18 protein-coding genes are annotated in these 20,380 nt (G+C 51.8%); 13 read left to right on the plus strand and 5 right to left on the minus strand.

What is annotated here, in order from left to right; all coding sequences use genetic code 11:
* Positions 1 to 85: 85 nt before the first annotated feature.
* The 4 genes from L3556_RS15355 to L3556_RS15370 form a co-directional block, all read right to left on the minus strand.
* A complete protein-coding gene (locus L3556_RS15355; RefSeq protein ID WP_277868210.1) occupies positions 86 to 940 on the minus strand; it encodes a response regulator in 855 nt (284 codons plus the stop codon).
* Positions 941 to 1,002: 62 nt separating this feature from the next.
* Entirely contained in the window at positions 1,003 to 1,956 is a 954-nt protein-coding gene (locus L3556_RS15360) for a biotin--[acetyl-CoA-carboxylase] ligase (protein ID WP_277868211.1), read from the minus strand.
* A gap of 46 nt (positions 1,957 to 2,002) precedes the next feature.
* The gene (dapB, locus tag L3556_RS15365; protein WP_277868212.1) at positions 2,003 to 2,824 is read right to left on the minus strand and encodes a 4-hydroxy-tetrahydrodipicolinate reductase; all 822 of its coding nucleotides are present in this window, start codon (positions 2,822 to 2,824) and stop codon (positions 2,003 to 2,005) included.
* Between the two features lie 19 nt (positions 2,825 to 2,843).
* Complete coding sequence (locus L3556_RS15370; RefSeq protein WP_277868213.1) at positions 2,844 to 3,299, minus strand: hypothetical protein; 456 nt, start codon at positions 3,297 to 3,299, stop codon at positions 2,844 to 2,846.
* 355 nt (positions 3,300 to 3,654) lie between these two features.
* Between L3556_RS15370 and L3556_RS15375 the strand changes: the two genes are divergently transcribed.
* The 5 genes from L3556_RS15375 (at position 3,655) to L3556_RS15395 (ending at position 8,586) form a co-directional block, all read left to right on the plus strand.
* Positions 3,655 to 4,677 carry a Ycf66 family protein gene (locus L3556_RS15375; protein WP_277868214.1) on the plus strand — a complete coding sequence of 341 codons (1,023 nt, stop codon included), beginning with the start codon at positions 3,655 to 3,657 and terminating at the stop codon, positions 4,675 to 4,677.
* Between the two features lie 15 nt (positions 4,678 to 4,692).
* Positions 4,693 to 5,997, plus strand: coding sequence for an ABC transporter substrate-binding protein (locus L3556_RS15380; RefSeq protein WP_277868215.1), 1,305 nt, complete (start codon positions 4,693 to 4,695; stop codon positions 5,995 to 5,997).
* Positions 5,998 to 6,139: 142 nt separating this feature from the next.
* Positions 6,140 to 6,916 (plus strand): WecB/TagA/CpsF family glycosyltransferase, encoded by a 777-nt coding sequence (locus L3556_RS15385; protein ID WP_338405765.1) that lies wholly within the window; start codon positions 6,140 to 6,142, stop codon positions 6,914 to 6,916.
* A complete protein-coding gene (gene ftsE, locus L3556_RS15390; RefSeq protein ID WP_277868217.1) occupies positions 6,913 to 7,644 on the plus strand; it encodes a cell division ATP-binding protein FtsE in 732 nt (243 codons plus the stop codon). The genes L3556_RS15385 and ftsE overlap by 4 nt, the downstream gene beginning before the upstream one ends.
* A gap of 6 nt (positions 7,645 to 7,650) precedes the next feature.
* Entirely contained in the window at positions 7,651 to 8,586 is a 936-nt protein-coding gene (locus tag L3556_RS15395) for a cell division protein FtsX (RefSeq protein ID WP_277868218.1), read from the plus strand.
* 6 nt (positions 8,587 to 8,592) lie between these two features.
* Here L3556_RS15395 and argC read toward each other — a convergent pair whose 3' ends face one another.
* Entirely contained in the window at positions 8,593 to 9,645 is a 1,053-nt protein-coding gene (argC, locus tag L3556_RS15400; protein ID WP_277868219.1) for an N-acetyl-gamma-glutamyl-phosphate reductase, read from the minus strand.
* Positions 9,646 to 9,792: 147 nt separating this feature from the next.
* Here argC and ribBA point away from each other — a divergent pair, with 147 nt between their 5' ends.
* The 8 genes from ribBA (at position 9,793) to L3556_RS15440 (ending at position 20,367) form a co-directional block, all read left to right on the plus strand.
* Entirely contained in the window at positions 9,793 to 11,460 is a 1,668-nt protein-coding gene (ribBA, locus tag L3556_RS15405; RefSeq protein WP_277868220.1) for a bifunctional 3,4-dihydroxy-2-butanone-4-phosphate synthase/GTP cyclohydrolase II, read from the plus strand.
* A gap of 6 nt (positions 11,461 to 11,466) precedes the next feature.
* Positions 11,467 to 13,773 (plus strand): FUSC family protein, encoded by a 2,307-nt coding sequence (locus L3556_RS15410; RefSeq protein ID WP_277868221.1) that lies wholly within the window; start codon positions 11,467 to 11,469, stop codon positions 13,771 to 13,773.
* Positions 13,774 to 13,990: 217 nt separating this feature from the next.
* Positions 13,991 to 14,485, plus strand: a complete 495-nt coding sequence (gene infC / locus L3556_RS15415; protein ID WP_277868380.1) for a translation initiation factor IF-3 — start codon at positions 13,991 to 13,993, stop codon at positions 14,483 to 14,485.
* 4 nt (positions 14,486 to 14,489) lie between these two features.
* On the plus strand, positions 14,490 to 15,080 hold the full coding sequence (locus L3556_RS15420; protein ID WP_277868222.1) for a rhomboid family intramembrane serine protease: 591 nt from the start codon (positions 14,490 to 14,492) through the stop codon (positions 15,078 to 15,080).
* Positions 15,081 to 15,100: 20 nt separating this feature from the next.
* On the plus strand, positions 15,101 to 16,648 hold the full coding sequence (locus L3556_RS15425; protein ID WP_277868223.1) for an NAD(P)H-hydrate dehydratase: 1,548 nt from the start codon (positions 15,101 to 15,103) through the stop codon (positions 16,646 to 16,648).
* A 76-nt stretch (positions 16,649 to 16,724) separates the two neighbouring features.
* Positions 16,725 to 17,840, plus strand: a complete 1,116-nt coding sequence (gene ldpA, locus L3556_RS15430) for a circadian clock protein LdpA (protein ID WP_277868224.1) — start codon at positions 16,725 to 16,727, stop codon at positions 17,838 to 17,840.
* Positions 17,783 to 19,516, plus strand: coding sequence for a R3H domain-containing nucleic acid-binding protein (locus L3556_RS15435; RefSeq protein WP_277868225.1), 1,734 nt, complete (start codon positions 17,783 to 17,785; stop codon positions 19,514 to 19,516). Before ldpA ends, L3556_RS15435 begins: the two co-directional genes overlap by 58 nt.
* Complete coding sequence (locus tag L3556_RS15440) at positions 19,513 to 20,367, plus strand: SAM hydrolase/SAM-dependent halogenase family protein (RefSeq protein ID WP_277868226.1); 855 nt, start codon at positions 19,513 to 19,515, stop codon at positions 20,365 to 20,367. Before L3556_RS15435 ends, L3556_RS15440 begins: the two co-directional genes overlap by 4 nt.
* The last annotated feature ends 13 nt before the right edge of the window (positions 20,368 to 20,380 follow it).

The raw sequence follows: 20,380 nt of genomic DNA on the forward strand, positions 1-20,380 counted from the left end.
TCGCAAAAGGGGACTAATCAATAATTTAATTTATACTCAACAAAAATAGCAACTCAGATACATTCACTCAGCACGTTCAAAGACACTAAGCAAGCTCAAAGACAAAACCTTCATAGTATAGTATCTGGCCATCTTCACTTTTGATGGGCCGGGCACTCTCGCAGATGGTGGCAATGGAGCCATCGGCTCGGTAGACCTTTGTCGTAAAATTTTTGACCACACCATTTTGGAGCATTTCCGCTTGGTAGGTACTCCAATCCGTCGCGTTGACGTAGGGATGCTCAGTGTGATGCTCTAGGTCTGCGAGCCAATCCTCTGCCGTCGCATAGCCGTAGATGCGCGCTAAGGCATTATTGACCTTAAAGTAACGCCCCTCCGGTGAACTTTGGTAGATGCCCACCACCGCCTCATCAATCATTTGCCGATACTTTTCTTCCGCTGCCTGTAGGGAACCCACTAATTCCCGCCGATCTTCCACCACTTCCTGGAGTTGGGCATTTTGCTGCTTCAGTTGGGCATTCCGTTGCCGCAGTTTCCGCTGAAGCTGGGCAATCGTGAGTTGATTTTTGACCCGTGCCAGAACCTCTGCCTGTTGAAAGGGCTTGGAAACATAGTCGGCCCCACCCGCTTCAAAGGCTTTGACTTTATCAAAGACATCATCGAGGGCACTAATAAAAATAACTGGAATGGATTTTGTTTTCGGGTTTTGCTTGAGAATTTGACACACTTCATAGCCATTCATGTCGGGCATCATAATATCTAGCAGAATAATATCTGGTGGTTCTGCCTCTACGCCCATGAGAGCCATCTGGCCATTAATCGCCATTCGCACCTCGTAGCCCTGGATTTCTAGTAGGGCACTCAGTACCTCTAGGTTTTCCTGAGTGTCATCCACAATTAATATGTTGCCCGCCGAAGCATCTAATAAGCCAGTTATCATCAGAGGGTCTCCCAAGGTCTTATTGCTTCTACTTTACAGCGATTTCTTCCATGCGAATCCGGTTAATTCGAGCGGGTCTTGAAATCCCGCCAAGGTTGCTTAAAATCAAGCTTATCTAAATCCGATGAAATAATGATATGGCCACTGCTAATGGTGATGATCTGATTATGATCTAAACCTAGAGAGTCTAAGCGTAGAAAAAGACGACCCCAGGGATCAATCCCCTGCCCCCAACCTTGATAGTGGTTTTGCGGTGTGATCACCTGCAACGGGCGATCGCGGAGATAATCACGGTGATTAATTTCAGCTAAAAGCCTCTGGAAACCTGCTGGTGGCTGCCCCGGGGACAACGTTCTTGTCGATGGTGTTATTGTAGACGGTTGTGTTGTAGATGGCGTGGATAGCTGATTTACCTTGCTTTGTTGCCATTGTATCAAGGAGATTAGCTCTAGTAAATAGTGACGACATTGGCTGAGCAGGGTTAATTCATCGGGAATCTTGTTGATCACATCACCGAGGCTAATGGCGGTTTTTAGGGGTATTGGCTCACCATTTACAGAACCAGTATTTGCAGAAACAGGATGCTCTGCTTGGGAAAAATCCACGGAGCAATTACAGCCGATGCCGATTACCAGTCGGGAGGGACGATCCTCCTGGGCCGCGATCGCCTCAATCAGGAGGCCACAGAGTTTGCGATCCTGAAGCCAAATATCATTGGGCCACTTCAGCCGTAGTCGCCCCGTCAATTCAGGACATAGATCCTCTAGGGCATAGATGATGGCTAGGGCCGCCCCTAAGCTGATACAACCCAGATAGGGATTGGTGGGTTGATCCACGACCAAGCTAGCGGTTAAAACCCCTGGGGGAGAGTACCATTGCCGCCCCCATTGGCCCCGTCCAGCGGTTTGCTGTCGCGTAAAGATCATCCTGCCGTGGGTGCAGAGCCGTTCCTGCTCGATCGCCCAGGTATTGGTACTGGGGCAGGTGTCCAATGTCCACAGCCAAGGAGGGGTCATGTGATTTTTCCAGGGATATTTCCAGCCATTCTAGGCGCGAAACCATCTAGAGAATTTTTTCTAGGCCATACACTAGGCGTTGTAATTGAGTGACTTTGCGAATGGCTAGTAAAACTCCAGGCATATAACAACTGCGATCGCTGGTGTCGTGGCGTAGGGTATAAATTTGGCCGGGGGCACCAAAAATTACTTCTTGATGGGCAATGAGTCCCGGTAAACGGACACTGTGAATGCGAATATTTTCATCGGTGAGGGCCCCCCGCGCCCCAGCTAAATGTTCGGACTCCTTCACCTGAGCAGGGTTGTAGGTTTTGCCCAATTCTGCCAAAAGCTGGGCGGTTTGGATGGCCGTACCACTGGGAGCATCGGCTTTTTGGTTGTGGTGTAGCTCAATGATTTCCACATGATCAAAATACTGACTGGCGCGAATGGCCGCCTGTTGCAGCAAAATCATACCAATGGAAAAGTTAGGGGCAATCACACCGCCCATGGTGGCCTTATCGGCAAACTCCGTTAGGTCATTGAGTTGGCTCGGACTCAGGCCCGTGGTTCCCACAACCGGGTAAATGCCGTAGGCGATCGCCATCCGCACATTTTCATAGACCGATTCCGGATGGGTAAAATCCACCATTACCGCTGTTTTTTTTTCCTGGGCGATCGCAACGCAAATATCCTGAAGCTGGGGATGGATGCCGACCTCGATACTACCGATGCCCGCCACGTCCCCAATGTCTAACCCTTGCACGGCAGGGTGGCGATCCACAGCACCGTAGAGGGTGAGATCCGCCGCGCCATGGACAGCTTTGACCACTTCCCGGCCCATTTTGCCTGCGGCCCCAACAACAATGACAGGTGTGGCTTCACTCATCCGTGGTCAACTCCTCTTTTTAATCGTTTTGTAGAGAACGGGACAAAAGCCTCTGGGCAGTTTTGTGATCCCCCTCCGGGGTTAGGTTTGCCAGCCACCACAAAAAACGACTTTGATAACAGCGGGGGCGATCGGTGGTAATTAGGCGGCTGTAATGCTCACAGTTCCAAGCGATTAAATTATAATCCCAGTCGGCAAATACCGTAAGGGACATTTTTAAGCGGGCGATCGCCTGATCGGGGGCAACAGCAATGTCATCCACGCCCGTGACGGGTTGGGCCCAAGGATGCTCGACAGGACGGAGTATCCGGCCCGTATCAAAAATATGGGTATCCGATAGGCCGACACCATAGTGCCACACGGGATTAGGAAAGCTTTGCCAGGAAACTAATCGCCCATAACGGGAACTGGTGGGCTGCCCTAGGCGATCGATTTGGCAAATTAATGGTTCTATTTCATTAACGGAAAGGGCCATAGGCGAAGAAATTGGCTACAAGGAGCGGACTAAAATTTTAGCAGTTCACTGACTCGTTTTATTTTGTAGAAAAATTTATATCTGCCACCTTGAGTAATTTTAGCCAGAGTTTAGCGGCAGACATCAGACCGTGCGAGTGACGGATTTTCATAGCTCTCTTTAGTCGATGGCGTCAACGTGCATAATCCACTTTCCTTGGCTAACCCTAGCCCGCAACGGAGTATAGATGGGGTATATAGCTAGGGCCTAATGAGCGGAGAAGATTAAAATCTCGTTGATGGAATTTCACCTCAGTGTAAGGTAAAGGTTAATCCCCCTTGGGGGTGTCAGATTGCCGTCGCGAAGAGGAATAGGAATGCTGACTGAGTTGCTTGCCTGGAGTGTTGCGATCGCCAGCTTAGGGCTGTATTTGTCTGCCTTCTTTCTGCCAGAACTCTACCGTAAGTTTGATCTGGTCAGCAGTGGAGCCGGATTATTTTTTGCCCTAACCCTATGGGTCTATGGCGATCGCATCCGAGGTGGCCTACTTCTGGGGGAAACAGCGGCAGTGGTGTTGTTGCTTTGGTTTGGCTGGCAGACCCTGCAATACCGCTGGCAACTCACCCATGAGGGCGATCGCACCGACACTCAAAAAGCTCGAACCCTCTGGAGCAAGCTAAAGTCTGCGTTACCGGGATCAAAATCCGACAGTGATGGGGATACGCCCAAAGTAGCCGGAAAAATCGCCGAATTCCTAGGCAGTATTGATCTCGAAAAAATTAAGGGTCAGTTCCAAAAAAGGGATAAGGATAAAAACGTCACCCCAACCCAAAAGGATGACAGCCCTAGTAAAGCTGAACCCGCCCTGGATGTGACTTCTTCCCCTAGCTTAGACGCTGATGCGTGGGGAACTGAACCAGAATCCGCCCCAGAATCTTCAACGGTTACAGCCAGCGAACCCAGTCCTGAACCAACACCTGAAACGACATCTGAGATAGCTACAGCAAAGCCAGAGCCATTATCAGACCTTGATCCCGTTCCGGCGATCGATGAAGTCACGTCCGTAGGTGAAGCCGAGCAGTCCCCTGAAACTCTAGAAACGACGGAATCCCCAGAATCCCTTGAAACTGCTCCTGCCAACCCCTTAGAAGATGGGGGAGAGATGGAACATAAAGCCATTGACTCACCAGAAGAGGTTTTTAATGCTGCGGATATATTGGATGATATTCCTGAGCAATCCGATGACGAAGGGGAAGGTAAGTTGGAGCCAACAGTTACCAGTGATGACTTCTCAGAACCATCTTTCATCGAAAATATACTATCGGAATCACCCCAGGAATCTGTAGAAGAACAAAAGTCCTCTGACCCTGATTGGCCACCACCAGGGACTGCAATGTAAATGAACGGCATATAAATGGTATTGCAGCAGTGGTCTCGATTCCCATTTACCCTGGTTAAATCTTTAGCCTGCATTATTCTCTGCCTATTTTTGGTCAATTGTTCTGCTAACCAGGATGTCAATCGTATTGAACTCACCCTTTGGCAAGGGGTTAATCCACCGCCCAATCGTCAAGTATTACAGCAATTAGTCGATCGCTTTAATCAAGAGCATCCCCAGATTCACGTCAATAGCCTCTATGTGGGTCAGCCGGATCAACAACTGCCGAAAATCCTGGCCGCCGTGGTCGGAAATTCTCCCCCCGACTTGCTCTGGTACAATCCCACCGTGACTGGCCAATTGGTTAATCTGGGTGCTCTGCGATCTCTGGATGATTGGTGGGCAACAACGCCCCGGCGAACTGAAATTACCCCGTCCCTCGCGGAAACCATGACCTACGATGACCATATTTGGTCCGTTCCCTTTGCGGCGAATAATTTAGGAATATTCTATCGTCCCAGTCTATTTGAGGCCGCGGGAGTTACTCAGCTTCCTAATACCTGGCCAGACCTACAAGCTACGGCCCAAGCCTTAACCACGACGGAGCATCAACGGACAAACCGCCATGGCATTTTGTTGGCCCTAGGGCAGGGGGATTTTGCCGTCTTTACCTGGCTGCCTTTTTTATGGACTGCGGGCGGAAATTTGGGGGCAACAGCGGCAACAGCCCATTTAGATACACCAGCGGCGATCGCAGCGATGGAATTTTGGCAAAACCTAATTTCCACAGGAGTAGCCATTCGTTCCCTACCGGAGCGGGGCTATGAACTCGACAATTTTATCAATAGCCGGGTCGCCATGCAGATTACGGGCCCCTGGACTTTAGCTCAGTTAAACCAATCCGGGATTGATTTTGGTGTCATGCCCATCCCCCAGGATCCAGCCCAGGGCGATCGCGCTGCCGCTACGGCATTGGGGGGGGAAAATTTATTTATCTTTAAGTCAACTCCAGAAAAGGAAACCGCCGCCCTCCTTTTTGCCGATTATGTCCTCAGCGAAACCTTTCAAACGGATTGGGCCCTGGGTACCGGCTATCTTCCTGCCAATATCCATTCCCTGGAAAATCCTCGGTATCAAGCCTTTTTAACCGAGAATCCGGTCATTCAAGTTTTTTTAGATCAAATGCCCACCGCGCGATCGCGCCCCCTCTTTCCTGGCTATGCCCGTTTTTCAGAAAACCTTGGCCGCGCCCTAGAATCAGTCTTAATGGAGCAAAACACTCCCCTAGAGGCCCTAAAAATTGCAGAAAAACACTGGCAATTAATGCGCCCTAGGCAGTAACGTGATATAGAAATGCGTTTTCATGCATGGAATGGTTGAACCAAGCCATTTATACTTAGTGAAAACTACCGTTCATGTCCCCTGAAGTTCCAGCCCCTAAGATTGGCCAGTCTACCCTGATACGATGCTGAGGATACAATCATTGACTGTTCAAAACTCACTCACTCCCGCTGTCCCCCAACAGGTTTCTATTTGGGGCTTACCCCTCCATCTCCATGGAGATGCACCCAGTTGGCTATTGGCAACCCAAGCGCAACACCAAGGTTGCCACGTCATTACCTTAAATGCGGAAATGATTATGCTGGCCCAGAACGTACCTGAATTAGCCGGGGTGATTCAAGAGGCGGAACTAGTTATTCCCGATGGGTCGGGGGTGACATTTTATCTATGGCTCCATGGCATATCCAGTGAGCGGCTACCGGGGATCGAGTTAGCAGAGTCCCTCCTCCATAAAATTGCAACGGACTATCCATCCCTGGGAGTCTTTTTCTATGGGGGGGGCCCCGGAATTGCCGAGGAAGCGGCCCAATATTGGCAGAAAACCTTAGCCAACCTGAATATATTGGGAACCCATTGCGGCTACCATGGCCCCGAGGATGAGGCACAGTTGAAGGCCACCCTAGCGGATTTACAGCCAGCCCTGATATTGGTTGCCCTAGGCGTGCCCCGTCAGGAATATTGGATTGCTGCCAATCGTCATCTCTGCCCAGAAGCCATTTGGATTGGGGTTGGTGGTAGTTTGGATATTTGGGCCGGGAACAAGAATCGGGCACCCCGTTGGCTACGGGATAATCATCTAGAGTGGCTCTATCGCCTCTATCAAGAGCCTTGGCGCTGGCGGCGGATGTTGGCATTGCCAAAGTTTGCTTGGCGTGCGGTCAAAAGTCGATTTTTCTGGGCCCATGAGGTATCGCCATGAGCCAGGTCGCCCCGGAGCCGATCGCCCCCAACAAAGTTGCTTCGCCCCCCTCGAAGCCAATGATTGCCCAATTGACCCAGGTATCTAAGGGGTATGCTGGGCAACATCATTGTTTAGATCAGGTAAGCTTCACGCTCCAATCCGGAGATTTTGTTTTTTTGACGGGGCCCTCCGGTTCTGGGAAATCCACCCTCCTGAAACTCCTCTATGGGGCTGAGCGGCCCGATTCCGGATCGGTTTCCGTGGTGGGTCAAGACGTTCAATCCCTAGGGGGACGGCAGTTAGCCCTATTGCGACGGCGTTTAGGTATTATTTTCCAAGACTATAAGCTCCTGGGCGATCGCACCGTTGCCGAAAATGTTGCCTTTGTTCTACAGGTACGGGGAGAAGCGCCGTCAGACATTATGTCACGGGTCAAAAGTGCCCTCAAACTGGTTCGTTTAGCGGACAAAACCGATATGCGTCCCCCTAGTTTATCCGGGGGAGAACAACAGCGGGTGAGCATTGCCCGGGCCATTGTCGGCGGCCCCCTCTTACTATTGGCGGATGAACCCACCGGCAATTTAGATCGGCAGAATGCCATTCAGGTCTTGCGTATTTTGCATGAATTGAACCAACGCGGACTAACCGTATTAGTCACTACCCATGATCTGGAATTAACCCGTTTATTTAAGCATCGAGTTCTGCAATTAGATCAGGGTAAATTACGTCCCTTAGCCACCCACTAGGAACTCATGTCATCCCGATCCCTACCATTCCCCCATTTCTCCCTAGCCTGGGGAAGCCTTCTCTATTTAGCCCAAGAAACTCGCATGGGTCTGGTGCGGGGGGGCTGGCTGAATATAGCGGCTATTTTGGCTGTCACCGTGGCCCTGTTTTTCTTTGGCCTCGGTTTGCATATCTCCCAACGTTTGGATACCTCCCTGGATCAATTGGGAAGTCGCCTAGAGGTCACCGCCTACCTTAAACCTGATGCGGATATGGCCCAGGTGGAGCAACAGGCAGCCCAAATTCCGGATATTGCCGAGGTCACGATGATCGGCCGAGATCGCGCCTGGACTGAGCTTTTAGTGGATTTAGGCATTGATCCTAGTCAAGACCCCCTCCCCGGTGTCCAGGACAATCCCCTGGTGGATGAACTTAAGCTGCGGGCTAAAACCAGTGAAACTGTTCCTGAGGTGGCCCAGGCGATCGCCCAGCTCCCTGAGGTGGATTCGGTGCATTACTTGGATCGGGCCCTGGCAAGTATGCAGCGGCTGAGCCGGAGCTTACAGATCTTTGGCTTAGGAATTATCAGTATTTTAGCCCTGACGGCGATCGCCATGATTGCCACCATTTTGCGCCTATTAGTGATGGTGCGCCGCCCCGAAATTGAAATTATGGAGCTGGTGGGGGCCACACCGCAGTGGATTCATTTGCCCTTTATTCTTCAAGGGGCAATTTTAGGGGGAAGCGGCGGCATTTTGGCCTGGGGAACCATTCGCGTCCTAGAGCAGTCGGTGGTGGGTTGGCTACGGTATCAACAACAACTCCCCCAATTATTGCTCGGCATTCTTGGGGAACAGTCCCTGGCGGGCCTTGGGTTTCTGCTTGGATTAACCGGAATAGGCATTATCGTCGGACTAGCGGGCAGCAGCCTTAGCCTAGCCACATTTCGCCAAAAAGGATAACTTACGTTACGGGTAGAACGCCAACTGGGGCAAACCCAGGGTTTCCGGCCAACCCATCATTAGGTTCAGGCACTGCACCGCCTGGCCAGCCTGACCCTTTAGCAAATTATCAATGGCAGACATGACAATGACGCGGCCGGTACGCTCATCCACCTCAATGCCGATGTAGCAGGAATTCGTACCACAGGCCCACTTCGTTTGCGGATAAATTCCCGAAGGTAAAATCTTCACCCAGGGGGAATGGCGGTAAAAGGCTTGATAAATGGTAATTAAATCATCCCGCACCAGACCGGGGTCCCGCAGTGTCGCATAGACCGTGGCTAAAATTCCGCGGGGCATTGGAATCAGATGGGGCGTAAATTGGACTTGGACGGGTTGACCCGCCAGATCACTACAAATTTGTTCAATTTCTGGGGTATGACGATGGCGAGCCACATTGTAAGCCCCCAAGGAGCCATCGGCTTCCGCCAAAAGTAGATTCACCTTTGCCTGCCGCCCCCCCCCAGAGGTTCCCGACTTAGCATCAATAATGGCGGTTTCGGGCACAATTAATCCCTGCTTGAGGAGGGGAGAAAGGGCCAACAGACTGGCGGTGGGGTAGCAGCCGGGACAGCCCACCAAATCAGCACCCTGGAGGCGATCTCGGTAGAGTTCCGGTAAGCCGTAGACTGCTTTAGCGGCAATATCCTGATCCTGACGCTCTTTGTTATACCAGAGGGTATAGGTTTTCAAGTTAGTAAAGCGATAATCCGCAGAGAGATCTAAAACGCGACACCCTCGCTCCAGTAGGGCGGGGGCTAGATCCATGGCCAACCCATTGGGTAACGAAAGAAAAACCACCTTACTTTTCTGGGCGATCGCCTCAACATCCACTGGCTCCACCACCAAGGAGACCCGATCCTGTAAATGGGGATACAGTTCCGTATAGGGACGACCCGCGCTACCCTCTCCCCCCAAATAGGTAATATCCACAGCGGGGTGCTCCAGTAAAAGGCGCACAAGTTGAATGCCACCATACCCGGATGCGCCAAGAATGGCCACTGAAATTTTTTGATCCATTGTCCCCTGCTGCTTGCCATCGAGTTGTTGCCAACAGTGTACACTAGCAGAAATCGAAACAGCCCAGGAAACAGCGAATCAAATCCCCAGAAACGCTAAAATTAAATGAGAAAGTGTTAAGAAATTTTACGGGATTCGACAAACGCGGTGATTTCTTCTCGTAGTAGTGAGTTTACCTTTAATACCATTGAGTCGGCCTTAGAAGCCCTCAAGCAAGGCCAGGTGATTGTGGTCGTGGATGATGAGAGCCGAGAGAATGAGGGGGATTTAATTGGAGCGGCTCAGTTTACAACCCCACAAATGATTAATTTTATGGCGGTGAATGCCCGCGGCCTCATTTGTTTGGCCATGGAGGGCGATCGCCTCGATGAATTAGACCTGCCCCTCATGGTAACGAGTAACACCGATAGTAACCAGACCGCCTTTACCGTCAGTGTCGATGCCGGGCCCCACGTAGGTGTCAGTACCGGAATTTCCGCTGAGGATCGGGCCCGTACCATTCAAGTGGCCCTAGATCCGCAAACCAAGCCCACGGATCTGCGTCGCCCCGGCCATATTTTTCCGTTGCGATCGCGGCAAGGGGGAGTCCTCAAGCGAGCCGGTCATACGGAAGCGGCGGTGGATTTAGCTCGGTTGGCGGGGTTATACCCAGCGGGGGTCATTTGTGAAATTCAAAATGCCGACGGCTCCATGGCGCGGTTACCGGAACTGATTGACTACGCCCAAACCCACCAACTGAAGATTATAAGTATTGCGGATCTGATTAGCTACCGGCTTCAGCACGAGCGATTTATCTATCGGGAAGCGGTGGCGGCCCTACCCACGGAGTTTGGCCAGTTTCAAATCTATGGCTACCGAAACCAGCTTGATCAGTCGGAGCACATTGCCATTGTCAAGGGGAACCTAGAGGAGTTTAGTCAACAACCCATATTAGTGCGAGTGCATTCTGAATGCTTGACGGGGGATGCCCTAGGCTCCCTCCGCTGTGATTGTCGCATGCAACTCCAAGCCGCCCTGAAAATGATTCATAATGCGGGGCAAGGTGTTGTGGTCTATTTACGCCAGGAGGGCCGCGGCATCGGCCTCGTGAACAAATTACGGGCTTATTCCCTCCAAGACATGGGCATGGATACAGTGGAAGCCAACGAGCATTTAGGGTTTCCGGCAGATCTACGGAACTATGGCGTAGGGGCACAAATCTTAAATGATTTGGGGGTGCGCTATATTCGCCTCATCACGAATAATCCCCGTAAAATTGCTGGCTTGAAGGGCTATGGTTTAGAAATGGTGGATCGGGTTCCCCTACTCATTGAAGCGACTCCCTACAATTCGGACTATTTGGCAACCAAGGCAGAAAAGCTAGGCCATCTGCTCCTACAAACCTATCTAATCACCGTGGCCATTCGCTGGCAATCCACTCCGCTCACAGTCGGCGATCGCTACGAACGATTAGAAAAACTACGGCATTGGGCCGACATAGAGCATCTGTTACTCCAAGAAGAGGCCCGGCCCGTGGCACAGGCTATTTTTACCCAGGCAGATTTAATTTTTCACCTGGGGTTGGATCAGCCCAATTTAGCGGCTCCTGATTGGTACCAAGACCCAGAACATCCCTATCTACGGGCGATCGCCCAGATATTAGCCCAGATTCAACAAAGCCCAGGGGTAGTGGAACTCGAATGCTTGATTGCTCCAGGCACCGATCCAATGATGAGTTTACCCATCACCCTAGAACGACACCACGGTCGTCTAAAGTACCTCGAGCATTTGGAAGCCCAACCGTGGCAACCCCATCGTATTTATTCTTGGCAGTAAACAGCGGTGAAGCTACAGGAGTATATTAGCCGTCAATGGCCCCTGATTCCCTGGAAACACGCCATTAAAGTGGGACTGGCGGCGGCTCTTTTAGCGACGGTCTTCTGGCAGTCCAATCTTCAATCCGTCGAGTATCCCGTCATGGGCCTGGTGGCAACGATGCTCTCGACCAATGTGGGGGAAACCCTCAAGGCGGGTTGGGGACGACTGGGGGGGAGCATATTAGGGGGTATTTTTGCGGCCCTAAGTATTTCCCTGCTAGGCTTAAATCCCATCAGCGGCATGGTTGCTTTTTTAGCCGTAATGATCATATGTCAAAGCTTAAAACTATCGGCCTTGCAAAATCAGGCGATCGTCGTGGCGGTGCTGATTGCCTCTAGCTCCGAAATAGGCAAAGATCCCTGGAACTATGCCCTAAATCGGGTGTTTGATAATGGCATTGGTATCCTCATCGGTATTTTAATCACCCTATTGATTTGGCCCGATCGCCCCCAGCTTACCCTGCGACATCAAGTGACAACGGTGTTAGCGGAATTAGGACATACCCTAGAGCGGCTACTGCATCGGTTGTACGTCTCCCCCCCGCCAACCATGGACTCCCGTGCAGGTTCAATCGATTCAACAGGTACGGGAATACTAGAGGGGCCTAAAACACTAGAAGATATTGAAGATCGACAATTTCAGGCCATTTCTAATCAACTGCGCCAAGCCGATACCCTTTTAGATAAATCCATTTATGGGATTGCCGGCTGGCAACTGGCCCAGGAAAACTGGAGTACCCGTTTAACCCTAGTGCGACGACTGCGGCGACACCTGCGATCCCTGGCCCGTTTAGTGCCCCTCATTCAGAATAAACCCATCCTTTCTGAATTTATCGCCCCCATGGAAAGATTGGGCCAAGGCCTGATCCCAGAATTTAACCAACTCACCGAGGCGATCGCCACCTCCGAGCCTCCGGTCCTCGAGACCACCCCAACCCAACAGGCCCTAGAAATTCTCTATCAAGACCTTAACCAGCGACGAAACCAGCGACGCCGCCAGGGAAAAAACCAAGCCTACGAACTCGAAGATGTGGTTCATACCTACGCAACCCTCAATAGTCTCAGTCGTATCCATCGAGATTTAACCCTACTTGCCCAAGCCTTTCAGCCCGAACCCCAACTAACCCAACTTAATTTAGCCCCCCAACCCCATTTCAAAGAGATCAGTCTCCCGACCCCCCTGTATTACAACCGCCTAAAGCATATCCTTAAAGGCATGGTTGCCCTTGGTCTGACTCTTTTTATTATTGAGTCGGCAAATTTACCCTTTGGCTACTATGCCACGATCGCCGTGGTGATTTGTCTGCAATCCACCCTGGGGAATAGTCTCCGTTCCGCCTGGCAGCGTACTGTGGGTACCTTTTTAGGGGCAGTTATTGCCCACACACTCATTTATACCCTGGGAGCCACGCCCCTCAGTATTGGTCTGGGAGTCACCCTGTTAATTGTGTCCATGAATTTCCTGGGAATGCCCCAGGGCCATAAACCAGGCGCATTTTTACTCATTCTTGCCCTGATGGTCTATCCTTCCCAGCCAGAGCCGTATATTTGGGGCCGCTTTTTAGAAACGGAATTGGGGATTGGTATTGCCCTTTTGGTGGGGCTATGTCTTTGGCCTGACACCTCCGCCCGCCATCTGGATCAGGAAATCAAGGCCAATTTTCAGCGACTGGGGCAACTCTATGGCCAGGTCGTCCAACAATGCCAAACCCAAGGGGCAAATCCTGACCTAGAAGCCCTCATTAATGCCGTTCGTCAAAGTTATCGCCAGCAACTCCAACTCAAGACCATGGCTACCCTAGAACCGGTTCAAGCCCTGGGCCTCGCTCAAAAACGGCGGTTTTGGAACATTTATGAGAATTATCAGTTTTCATTTTTAAGTAGTTTATTCTCTTTTGAGGCCATTCACTGTGAGCTATGGTCAGCCGACGAGTCAGAGCAAAGCAGTCCCCCATCCATTCAGGCCATGTTTCAAGGGATGGAGCCAGAATTGGGCGCATTAGTTCACCTAGGCAGCCAAAGTTTAGACCAAGCCACTGAAATGCCACCGGATAGCGCGGCCCTGACCCAGGGATTACAAGACCTAGAACAAAAATTACAGTTCCTGCGATCGCAACGATTTTTCCGAGCCTATCCCCTAGAGGTCGTCCTCGATGTGTTTAGTATTTTAGGCATTATTCAAGAAATCAGCGAAAACCTGATCCAGTTTGGCCAAGAATCGAGCCAACCTGCCGCAAATATGCCCTTCAATCCCAAGGTAGACAAGAATTAACGTTGTTCTGGTTGAAATTTTCTGGCTTTACCCAGGGAGAGTATGTCAAAATGGCCTCAGGTTAATCATTAGGTGACAAAATTCTTAGCATAGAATTCTCTTAGAGTAGAATTCCTACTACCTGCTTGTTGTTTGTCCTATGATTAATCTGTATTTCTTAAACTAAATTGTATCAACACCTGTGGCTCTAACGAAAAAAAACCAACAAGACCAACCCATGATCAATGAGCGGATTCGGTTTCCCCGCGTCCGTGTTGTCGATACCGATGGTACCCAATTGGGGATTATGCCCCCCGCTGAGGCTTTGACGATCGCCCGTGACAAGGATCTAGACTTGGTGCTCGTCAGTGACAAGGCGGATCCCCCGGTCTGTCGCATCATTAATTACGGTAAATTTAAATTCGAGCAGGAAAAGAAGGCGCGAGAGGCCCGCAAGAAGCAGCATACCTCTGACGTAAAAGAGGTGAAGATGCGCTACAAGATCGAAGACCATGACTACAATGTTCGGGTCAATCAGGCAGAGCGGTTCCTGAAATCCGGCGACAAGGTGAAGGCAACTATTACCTTTCGCGGTCGCGAAATTCAGCATTCCCACTTAGCCGAAGAACTGCTTAAGCGCATGGCCAATGATTTACAGGCCGTGGCAGAGGTGCAGCAGGCTCCCAAGCACGAGGGCCGGAATATGATTATGTTTTTAGCTCCCAAGCGATGAGGCCATGAAGGCGCAGGTTCAAGCGATCGCCAGTGAACTGAAAACCCATGGTCAAATCATGTTTGGCTTGGTGGGATTCATGTGGGTACTGGAAATTATTAACCAGTTTCTTTTTGGCAATCGACTCAATTACTTTGGTATCGTTCCCCGCTCCATTCCCGGCCTGATGGGAATTGTGTTTTCCCCCTTTCTCCATGTGGACTTTGCCCATTTAATCGCCAATACCCTGCCGTTTCTTATCCTAGGGTGGTGGGTGCTGCTGCGAGGCATTGCCATGTTTTTGCAGGTAAGTATCATTACGATGGTGGTGAGCGGGTTAGGGGTATGGCTCTTTTCTGCCCCAAATACCGTCACGGTCGGGGCCAGTGGCCTGATTTTTGGCTATTTAGGGTTTTTACTATTGCGAGGATTTTTTGAGCGCAGTTGGTTAGCCTTATTTTTCTCTGTCATTGCCCTGATTGGCTACGGCAGCATTATCTGGGGGGTGCTACCCATTGTGCCAGGGGTTTCTTGGCAGGGCCACCTGTTTGGCTTTATTGGCGGTGGCCTTGCGGCCCGCTATATTCCGATTCAAGGTAAATCTTCCCCTAGCTAATTTTTTCTCCTCCATCATTCATGCCTGTCTATCCCTCTGATCCTTACCCCTACGACCTGCCTCCCTACATTGTCACCACAGAGGAAATGCGCCAAATTGAGGGGCGGGTGTTCCGGGCGGGAATGCCGATCGCCGCGCTCATGGAAAAGGTGGGCCAATTACTCAGTCAACGCATCCAAGAGCTATGGCCCCAGAACCGTTATCCCCAATTGGGTGTGTTGGTGGGGCCAGGCCATAATGGTGGTGATGCCCTCGTCGTTGCCCGGGAATTGATGTTACGGGGCTATGGGGTGATCCTCTGGCATCCCTTTCGACGAGCCAAACCCCTCACCGCCGATCATTTGCGCTATGCCCAGTCCCTAGGGATTCCTGTCAGCCCAGATATAAACGACCTAGGGCACTGCCAAGGCATCATTGATGGTTTGTTTGGTTTTGGCCTAGAGCGTCCCCTCACCGGCGAGGTATTGGAATCGGTGAGTCAGTTGAATCGCTGGCAAAAAGCGGTGATCAGTATTGATATTCCCTCCGGATTGGACAGCGATCGCGGCACGGTTTTAGGTGGTGCCATTAAAGCTGACCATACCCTTTGCCTCGGCCTGCGGAAATTGGGGTTAATGCAGGATCACGCCCTAGATGTAATTGGCAAGCTGGAATTGATCGATATTGGTTTACCCGCCAAGGATATTACGGCGATTCTGGGCGATCGCCCCCCTGTGCAATGTTTAACCCCGGCTCTATGGCAAACCTTACCCCTGCGGCGATCCCCATCGACCCATAAATATCGTCAGGGCCACAGTTTACTTGTGGGTGGCTCCGCAACCTATGGCGGCAGTATTTTATTGGCGGCCCTGGCGGCCCGGGAGACGGGGGTGGGGATGCTGTCGGTGGCCGTGCCCCACCATCTCAAACCCCTCATCCTTGGCCAAGTCCCGGATGCCCTAGTGATTGGCTGTCCTGAAACGAAAAATGGAGCCATTGCCCAATTACCTGGGGATTTGGATCTGGGACGTTTCCAAGGGATTGGCTGTGGGCCGGGCCTGACCACTGAAACCCCTGCGGTGGTGGATCAACTCTTAGATAGTTCCTGCCCCCTTGCCCTGGATGCCGATGGCTTAAATCTTTTAGCCCAGGGCGATCGCCTCAGCCAATTAGTTCACCGTAAAGCACCCACCCTATTGACCCCCCATGGCGGTGAGTTTAGCCGCCTCTTCCCTTCCCTGATCCAAGGAGCAAACCGTCCCCTCGCAGCTCGTCAGGCGGCCCAGGAAACCGGAGCAATGATTTTGCTCAAGGGGGCCCGCACGGCGATCGCCAACCCCACGGGTCAGATCTGGATTAATCCTGAAAGTACGCCAGCCCTAGCCAGGGGAGGCAGTGGGGATGTACTCACGGGTTTACTGGCCGGGTTATGGAGCCAAATGGAGCCTCTGTCGGCAACCCTAGCGGCAACCTGGTGGCACTCCCAGGCGGGATGTTTAGCAGCCCAAGAAAATACCGTCCTGGGGGTCAATGCTTGGCGGTTAACAAATTATTTGATTCCGGCCCTGCGATCGCACCCCATTGACTGAGGGTATCCATTAACCCTAATTTTTTATCACTTTAATTATTAATAAATTATCAATCATCACTCCTTTTATCACTCCCATGCCTGTTCAGTCCTCTCCCCTTGCCTCCCTCACCCAAAAATCCTGGTTCAAGTTGATTACGGGGGCCAGTTTCCAGGATTTGCCACAGGTATATAATCTGGCCCTGGCCTACACCCTGGCCGGAGCGGACTGTATTGATGTGGCCGCAGATCCAGCGGTGATTCAGGCAGCCCAAGAGGGTATGGATCGGGCGATCGCCCTGTGTCCGTCTCAGCCGCGGCCATTGTTGATGGTGAGTATCAATGATGGCGAAGACCCCCATTTTCGCAAAGCCTGGTTTAACCCTGAGAACTGTCCCCCCGACTGTCCCCGGCCCTGTGTGTCGATTTGTCCGGCCGCCGCCATTGAATTTAAGGAACCGATTGAATTTGAGGCTCCGAGCCAAGGTGTGCTTGATTACCGTTGCTATGGCTGTGGCCGCTGTTTACCCATCTGTCCGATTCAACAGATTCAGACCTATGCCCAACCGGCGAGTTTAGAACGATTGGCACCCTTGATCCATTCCGGTCAGGTGCAGGCCCTAGAGATCCACACCCGCCCCGATCGCCAGCGTGAATTTTCCACCCTTTGGCAACAGGTTGCCCCCTGGCAAAGTCATTTACAGGTCTTAGCCATTAGCTGTCCCGATGGCGAATATCTTCTGGATTATTTACATTGGATTGCGGATTTGATTGGGCCCCTCCAGGGCGCTCTAATTTGGCAAACCGATGGCCGGCCCATGAGTGGGGATATTGGCGATGGCACGACCCGGGCCGCCATTCAACTGGGGCAAAAGGTTCTCCAGGGAAATTTACCAGGATTTGTGCAGTTGGCGGGGGGGACAAATGGCCATACGGTTGCTAAACTCAGGGCAATGGGGTTATTGATCTCCCCTGCGGATCAGGGACTAGTCCAACCGGCGATCGCTGGAGTTGCCTACGGTAGTTATGCCCGCACTCTCCTTGCTCCATTCCATGCCCAAAGCTCCCAGTGGCATCAATCACCGTCGCTCCTGCGCCAAGCCGTGTCCCAAGCTGCCACCCTCGTTAGCCAAATTAAAGCATTACCCCCCTCTCTATGGTTGAACTCACTGCCGGACAACGCCAAGTTACAGACAATCTCTACCAACTCCTAGCGATGCTGCCCCCCAATCTTGGGCAATCCCTCACCCATCATCCCCAGCGGGAAGAACTACTGGAAATTGTTTTAGACCTGGGGCGATCGCCGGAAGCACGATTTATTCATAGCACCGAGTATTTATCGGAACTGCCAGTCACCCGAGAAATGATCCATTATTGTGTGCAGCGGGTGGGCCAGTTTAGTGGCGACAATCGGGCGGGCATAGAACGCACCCTGCACCGGATTAGTGCCATTCGCAATCGCCAGGGGGATATTATTGGCCTCACCTGCCGGGTGGGGCGAGCGGTCTTTGGCACCATTGGCCTGATTCGGGATTTAGTGGAGAGTGGTCAATCCATTTTGCTCTTGGGTCGCCCAGGAGTCGGTAAAACCACGGCTCTGCGGGAAATTGCCCGGGTTCTAGCGGATGATTTTGGTAAACGGGTAGTCATTATTGATACCTCTAACGAAATTGCCGGTGATGGGGATATTCCCCACCCAGCGATCGGTCGAGCGCGGCGGATGCAGGTGGCCCATCCGGAAAACCAACACCAAGTGATGATTGAGGCGGTGGAAAACCATATGCCCCAGGTGATTGTCATTGATGAAATTGGCACAGAACTAGAGGCCTTGGCGGCCCGCACCATTGCCGAACGGGGCGTACAGTTAATTGGCACCGCCCATGGCAACCAAATTGATAACTTAATTAAAAATCCCACCCTCGCGGATTTAGTGGGGGGTATTCAATCCGTCACCTTGGGGGATGATGAGGCGCGGCGGCGGGGAACCCAAAAAAGTGTCCTAGAGCGGAAAGCCCCACCCACGTTTGATATTGCTGTGGAAATGTTGGAGCGGCAACGCTGGGTGATCCATGATCAGGTGGCGGAAAGTGTGGATATGCTATTGCGGGGCCGGGCTCCCACCCCCCAAACTCGCTCCGTCGATGAAAATGGAGCCGTGATCATCACCCATTCGGAACCCATTACCCCCCATCCCCTTCCCTCGGAGTTTAAGCCTGCCCCCTTTAGGAACAATTGGCGGGATTCGGGGCGGATGTTACCTACAATATCCCCAGCGGCGATGTCCCCAACGGCGATCGCCCCACCTCCTAGTCCCGATCGGGCGGATTTCCAAAATCTCTTAGATATGGCCATGCCCAACCTAGACATGGGCCCCAATGGCGAAGAACTGCCCCTGCATATTTATCCCTATGCGGTCAGTCGGCATCATTTGGAACAGGCGATTCACACCTTGAAATTACCCGTCGTGATTACCAAGGACATTGATCATGCGGATGTGATTTTAGCCCTGCGATCGCACCTGAAAAGTCAATCCAAACTGCGGCATTTGGCCCATATTCACCATTTACCCATCCATGCCATTAAAACCAATAGCATGGCCCAGATTGTGCGGGGGTTACGGCATCTTTTAGGTATCGAAGAACCCAGTCCGGCAGAGAGTGCGGATCTCTCCCTATTTGCGCCCACGGGTCAGGATGATGAACTCGAAGCCCTAGAGGAGGCCCGTTTGGCCGTAGAGCAAATTGTCATTCCCAAACGCCAGGCCGTGGAACTCTTGCCCCGATCTGCCAATATTCGGCGGATGCAGCATGAATTGATTGAGCATTATCAACTGAACTCCTCTAGCTTTGGCGAAGAACCCAACCGACGGTTGCGGATCTATCCAGGGTGATTACGCTGCTGACGGACTTTGGTCTGACGGATGTGTATGTCGGTGTGATGAAGGGCGTGATTGCCCAGATTGCTCCCCAGGAACAGATCATAGATTTAAGCCATGGGATTCCGCCCCAGGATTGCCGTCAAGCCAGTTTTCAGCTTTTGCAGGCCCTGCCCCATTTTCCCGCCGGAACAATTCATGTAGTCGTGGTGGATCCAGGAGTGGGGGGCGATCGCCGCGCCATTGCCCTAGAGTATCAGAGGGTCAAGCCCCAGAAAAATCCTGCCCCGACCCAGTTAGGTCAACCGTCAAGTTATCTGGTGGGCCCGGATAATGGGGTATTTACGTCGGTTTTGAGCATCATTGATCCGGTGAGTGCCGTTGAATTAACCTGCCGGGATTATTGGTACGGAGATACTATTAGTGGAACGTTCCACGGCCGGGATATTTTTGCGCCGATGGCGGCCCATCTGGCTCGAGAGTGCGCCCTTCACAGGTTAGGGCCGGCGATCGCCCCATCGAGTCTGATTCAACTGCCCTACCTGGACTATGAATCGCTGCCCAGGGGATGGCGGGGGTGGCTGCAAGGGGTGGATCACTTTGGCAATTTAATCACGACAATTCCTGGAGACTGTGTCGAAAATGTCCGCCAATGGCAGATTCAGATCACGGATCAGAGCAATGGTCAGAGTAATAAACCGACGATTCCCGGTGGTCACAGATCCTACAGTACTGTCCCCGTGGGAGAATTACTGAGTTTAGTGGGCAGCCACGGCTTCATTGAAATTGCCGTCAACGGTGGCCACGCCCAAGGGGTTTTAGGCCTCAGCCTAGAGCCACCCCAAGAGGTTCTCCTTCTCCTTTAGTCATTTAGTCAAT

This window comes from Candidatus Synechococcus calcipolaris G9, from assembly GCF_029582805.1.
GTDB classification, from domain to species: Bacteria; Cyanobacteriota; Cyanobacteriia; order Thermosynechococcales; family Thermosynechococcaceae; genus Synechococcus_F; species Synechococcus_F calcipolaris.

Excerpts from the sequence above, each read along its gene's own strand:
- L3556_RS15375 (WP_277868214.1), top strand. The coding sequence starts at position 3,655 with ATGCTGACTGAGTTGCTTGCCTGGAGTGTTGCGATCGCCAGCTTAGGG.
- L3556_RS15360 (WP_277868211.1), bottom strand. The coding sequence starts at position 1,956 with ATGACCCCTCCTTGGCTGTGGACATTGGACACCTGCCCCAGTACCAAT.
- ldpA (WP_277868224.1), top strand. The coding sequence starts at position 16,725 with ATGCCTGTTCAGTCCTCTCCCCTTGCCTCCCTCACCCAAAAATCCTGG.
- L3556_RS15355 (WP_277868210.1), bottom strand. The coding sequence starts at position 940 with ATGATAACTGGCTTATTAGATGCTTCGGCGGGCAACATATTAATTGTG.
- argC (WP_277868219.1), bottom strand. The coding sequence starts at position 9,645 with ATGGATCAAAAAATTTCAGTGGCCATTCTTGGCGCATCCGGGTATGGT.
- L3556_RS15380 (WP_277868215.1), top strand. The coding sequence starts at position 4,693 with ATGGTATTGCAGCAGTGGTCTCGATTCCCATTTACCCTGGTTAAATCT.
- ftsE (WP_277868217.1), top strand. The coding sequence starts at position 6,913 with ATGAGCCAGGTCGCCCCGGAGCCGATCGCCCCCAACAAAGTTGCTTCG.
- L3556_RS15420 (WP_277868222.1), top strand. The coding sequence starts at position 14,490 with ATGAAGGCGCAGGTTCAAGCGATCGCCAGTGAACTGAAAACCCATGGT.
- L3556_RS15435 (WP_277868225.1), top strand. The coding sequence starts at position 17,783 with ATGGTTGAACTCACTGCCGGACAACGCCAAGTTACAGACAATCTCTAC.
- L3556_RS15425 (WP_277868223.1), top strand. The coding sequence starts at position 15,101 with ATGCCTGTCTATCCCTCTGATCCTTACCCCTACGACCTGCCTCCCTAC.
- infC (WP_277868380.1), top strand. The coding sequence starts at position 13,991 with ATGATCAATGAGCGGATTCGGTTTCCCCGCGTCCGTGTTGTCGATACC.
- L3556_RS15370 (WP_277868213.1), bottom strand. The coding sequence starts at position 3,299 with ATGGCCCTTTCCGTTAATGAAATAGAACCATTAATTTGCCAAATCGAT.
- dapB (WP_277868212.1), bottom strand. The coding sequence starts at position 2,824 with ATGAGTGAAGCCACACCTGTCATTGTTGTTGGGGCCGCAGGCAAAATG.
- L3556_RS15395 (WP_277868218.1), top strand. The coding sequence starts at position 7,651 with ATGTCATCCCGATCCCTACCATTCCCCCATTTCTCCCTAGCCTGGGGA.